At 60.1% G+C, this 4,244-nt stretch carries 3 protein-coding genes and 1 pseudogene; all 4 read left to right on the forward strand.

Going from position 1 to position 4,244, the window contains the following annotated elements:
• Positions 1–427 precede the first annotated feature (427 nt).
• Positions 428–1,375 (forward strand): toll/interleukin-1 receptor domain-containing protein, encoded by a 948-nt coding sequence (locus tag HWX22_RS31110; protein WP_175916981.1) that lies wholly within the window; start codon positions 428–430, stop codon positions 1,373–1,375.
• Between the two features lie 694 nt (positions 1,376–2,069).
• Positions 2,070–2,834 carry a ParA family protein gene (locus HWX22_RS31115; RefSeq protein WP_175916982.1) on the forward strand — a complete coding sequence of 255 codons (765 nt, stop codon included), beginning with the start codon at positions 2,070–2,072 and terminating at the stop codon, positions 2,832–2,834.
• Between the two features lie 462 nt (positions 2,835–3,296).
• On the forward strand, positions 3,297–3,878 hold the full coding sequence (gene phaP / locus HWX22_RS31120) for a TIGR01841 family phasin (RefSeq protein ID WP_059526067.1): 582 nt from the start codon (positions 3,297–3,299) through the stop codon (positions 3,876–3,878).
• Positions 3,879–4,119: 241 nt separating this feature from the next.
• A pseudogene (locus HWX22_RS31125) lies at positions 4,120–4,244 on the forward strand (acetyl-CoA C-acetyltransferase); the annotation flags it as partial.

Genomic DNA, 4,244 nt, shown 5'->3' on the forward strand with positions numbered 1-4,244 from the left:
TCATGGTCATCGGGATCATCCCCAAACACCCTGCCTGAAAAACTAGCAGGATAGGTTGATTGCCCGGCTCAGTTTTCAGTCGGCGCGATCCCTACAAGTGGCTCAATTTCCGGTCGGCGTAAACACCGATGGAGGCCGAAAACGGTAAATGGGTTGCGTCGTCCACTATGTCTGGCTACACCTTGAAGAACACGGCCGGCGATGCCAAACGCGGCAAAACCATGCGACTGTCGGAGCTCGGGTATCGCACGTATTGTTGGTCTGCCGACGAGGGCTACGATTCGTTCGCCACATGGGTCGGTTGAACAAGCTGGCGACGCCCGTATCCTGCAGCGTTGCCGACCAGAAGGCACTGATCTCAGGAGACGAGGCTCGTCGCAGCCCCTGAAGCATACCTTCAGAATAACCCACTGAATGATCAGGAATCATGCACCGCGCAAGCTCCTCTTCCTTACCTGTATTTGTCTCATACGCTTGGGGTGATTCCGCCGGGCAGAAAAAATCGTGGATTCACGAGAAGATCGTCAGTCCGCTCGAACTTAACGGGTTCACGGTCTTCTGGGATCACGAAAGTATTTTGCCCGGTCGGTCGTTTACGCAAGCAATCTCAGCGATGTTGCGCGAAGGCGACGTGGATATTCTCTGTATCTGCGACAGCGATTTCATCAACTCGGCGGGTCGGTCACACTCCGGTGTGGCTCAGGAGCTTGAGATTCTCGCGGGAGAGGCTAGCCACCGGGACATCAGGATCATTCCGCTCGTGGTCGAAAGCCTGAACGAGTCAGCGTTGCCTGCGTTGTTGGCAGACAGGCGATGCGTTGACCTGACCACTCTTATCGAGAGCGGCACGTCTATCGGTGGCACCCTAAAGCTCGTGCTCGAACACGCAACATCGCCGGTTATCGAAAAGGACATTGCAGATCGAGTGCGAAGGACTCGCATTTATGATCGCGCCAGCGTCTACTTCGGAGCGCAATCCTGGGAGGTTGTTGGCGACCCAGTTACGCGGCGCGTGTTAATCGGCGATTCGAGACCTCTGTTACCGGCGCGATGGATGTACGCTGACCACCGGTTCTCGGATCATGTGAACACCAGAAGGGACAGGTATGAACCAGGAGCGGGTATCTGGCATTGGGAGTACGGACCTGCGGTGCGCACAATGCTAACCCTGGGTGTCGCCGTATCGTCGGAGTTTTTTTCGCAAAAGGTGAGCGAACACGTTGGCGATATTGTTACCGTTGGCTACGAGATTGCACGGAATGTCATTTGTCTGACTAAATACGCGGAGCCACTGATGTTTGACTGGTCCGATTGCGTTCAGATGTTGCTTGGGGGCGACCGATGGACCGATGCACTGGATCGTCTGATCCCCTGACGGTCTGTTCGCTCGGATCCGTATGCTCGGGCGCAACGAAAGTGGAGCGACGGCACGGTGCTGGCGAACGTCTGCGGCCGCTGGTTGGACGGGTGGCCCGTCAGCAGCACTGGCGATGGAGGGCGCCGGTAGAAAGCGGACCCAAAAGACTGATGATTCACTGCGTATGATCGGTGACAAGAGCTTAGACTGATCTCAATTCAGCGCGCGTCGCGCATCGAGCATCACCCAATAGGCGCATGGCATGTCCAGGGCCAATCTTTACGGTTTCAGCGGTCGGCATTGTGGCGGTCAGTCTGTCCTTCGTCGCGTGACAATGTTTACGGAATATCGGAACAGAACCGTTCTGACGGAACGTCGGCATTCCGCACCGGAATGGGCCCGAATGTCCGAGTCAAGCGAATCGCTTGGCACGGACCTTCGGGTCTTTTTTCGTTTACGCCCCCGCGCCCCGGAGACCGGCCGTGGCTGACGCGCTCCCCGCCGCGGCGAACATCTCGCGGGCTTCACGCCGACGAAATCGCGCCGAGGGACCGCAACTGCTGAACAGGATCCTCGCGACCTCGGACCGATGGAGCGTGCCCGGCAACCGTCATGTGTCAGGGCCGTTGCCGCGCATCTGACCTATGTCACGCGGCCGCCACGATTGACCGGCTAAGCTCGTTCTTTCGACGTTTCGATCGAAGGAGACACCATGCGGCGGGTCGTGTTCAACCAGAAGGGCGGTGTGGGCAAGTCGACGATCGTCTGCAACCTGGCGGCGATCAGTGCGAGCGAAGGGCTGCGCACGCTCGTCATCGACCTCGACGCGCAGGCGAATTCCACCCGCTACCTGCTCGGTGATCGCGCGGCCGACGCGCATCCCGGCGTCGCCGATTTCTTCGAGACCGCACTGACGTTCAACTTCCGGCCGGTCGACGTCGCATCGTTCATCCATCCGACGCCGTTCGACGGGCTCGACGTGATGCCCGCGCATCCGGACCTCGACACGCTGCACGGCAAGCTCGAGTCGCGCTACAAGATCTACAAGCTGCGCGATGCGCTCAACGAGCTCGACACCTACGATGCCGTCTACATCGACACGCCGCCCGCGCTGAACTTCTACACGCGCTCGGCGCTGATCGCGGTCGAGCGTTGCCTGATTCCGTTCGACTGCGACGACTTCTCGCGCCGGGCGCTGTATACGCTGCTCGAGAACGTGAAGGAAATCCAGCAGGACCACAACGCGGCGCTCGAGGTCGAAGGGATCGTCATCAACCAGTTTCAGCCGCGTGCGAGCCTGCCGCAGCGACTGGTCGACGAACTCGTCGAGGAAGGGCTGCCGGTGCTGGCGTCGCGGCTGTCGGCGTCGGTGAAGATCCGCGAGTCGCATCAGCAGTCGACGCCGGTGATCCATCTCGAGCCGACGCACAAGCTCGCGCAGGAGTTTCGCGCGCTGCATCGCGAACTGGTCGGGTGAAGGGTGGGCGCCGTCGCACGTCCCGGCGATTTATATACGATCATTGAATTCGTCATTAATAATCTCGGGAACGATTTCAAAATAAATCTGGAAAAACGATTACATAAGCATCCACCCCATTTTCAATGCGCGCCCTTTTTCTAATAACGGAAATAATGACGGGGTAAATGTTGCAGTTGGCAACGGTAGGTTATCCTGTAAAAAGGTAAAAATCGTTTCCGGACAAGGCGCTGCGACACGACCCTATTACGAACGCGCACTGTCGTGGAGAAGGCGCTTCGGCTGCTAAGGGTTTTCACCTAGCATTAATGCAATTTAATTGACAATTAATCCATCTAAAATGGCCATCCTCAACTCTTCGCAGTCAATCGTGTCTGAGGGTTGTGAATAAGGAAGCAGGCCCTCGATCTGCCTTCCATTTTCTTTACGTCGTCTCTCGCATTGCCAACAGGAGCGTGCCCGATGTCCGTATTTGCCCCCGAAAAATTCGCCGCCGATTATCAGTCCGGAATCGCCGCGTGGTTCGCGATTGCCCGTCCGGCAATTAATGGTTTCGAGGCAGTCGTCGAACTCAACCTCCAAGCGGCCAAGACGGCGCTCGAGGAATACGAGGACAAGCTGAAGAACGCGTTCAACGCAAGCAACCCGGCGGCAGGCTTCGCGCAGCAGGTCGCCGCACCGCAGGAAGCCGCCGGCAAGGCCGTCGCATACGGTCGTCATCTGTTCGATATCGCAGTGTCGACGCAGGCCGAGTGGGCGAAGGTTGCCCAGGCTCAGTACGAACAGAACGACAAGCGCGTGAAGGAAGTGGTCGGCGAGCTGACGAAGCATGCGCCGGCAGGTTCGGGCGCCGTGGTCGCCGCGCTGAACTCGGCGCTGTCCGCGGCGACGGCCGCGGCCGACTCCGTGCGCGCAGCGACGGGGCAGGCGATCGAGGCCGCGCAAAGCGGTTTCGACGCGGTCAGCGAAACGACGGCCCGCGGTGCCAAGCAGACCGCCGCCGCCGCTCGCAAGGAAGCCGCTTCGCGCGAATCGGCTGCATGAGCGCGTGTCGCGCGCAGGCGCGACACTGACACTGATTGAGCGGCGCCGGCGGGCGCCGGCCGCCGCGTGTGCCGCGCGGTGATCGGCGTACGTCCGGTTCGCCGCAGCGTGCCCGGACGCGGGCGGATGAGCGCGCGAACGTGCAACCGCATCGCCGGCCGCATGGCGCTCGCGCGCCGCCGCCGCACCGTACCGGCGCGCAATACGGATCGACCCACTGATTTCAATGCAGGAAGAGAACATGACGGACGTAGTGATCGTATCGGCCGCGCGGACCGCGGTCGGCAAATTCGGCGGCTCGCTCGCGAAGATCGCGGCACCGGAGCTGGGCGCGACGGTGATTCGCGCGGTGCTGGAGCGTTCGGG

The sequence above is a fragment of the Burkholderia sp. BCC1638 genome, assembly GCF_902833195.1.
In the GTDB taxonomy this organism is placed as follows: domain Bacteria; phylum Pseudomonadota; class Gammaproteobacteria; order Burkholderiales; family Burkholderiaceae; genus Burkholderia; species Burkholderia diffusa.

Excerpts from the sequence above, each read along its gene's own strand:
- HWX22_RS31115 (WP_175916982.1), top strand. The coding sequence starts at position 2,070 with ATGCGGCGGGTCGTGTTCAACCAGAAGGGCGGTGTGGGCAAGTCGACG.
- HWX22_RS31110 (WP_175916981.1), top strand. The coding sequence starts at position 428 with ATGCACCGCGCAAGCTCCTCTTCCTTACCTGTATTTGTCTCATACGCT.
- phaP (WP_059526067.1), top strand. The coding sequence starts at position 3,297 with ATGTCCGTATTTGCCCCCGAAAAATTCGCCGCCGATTATCAGTCCGGA.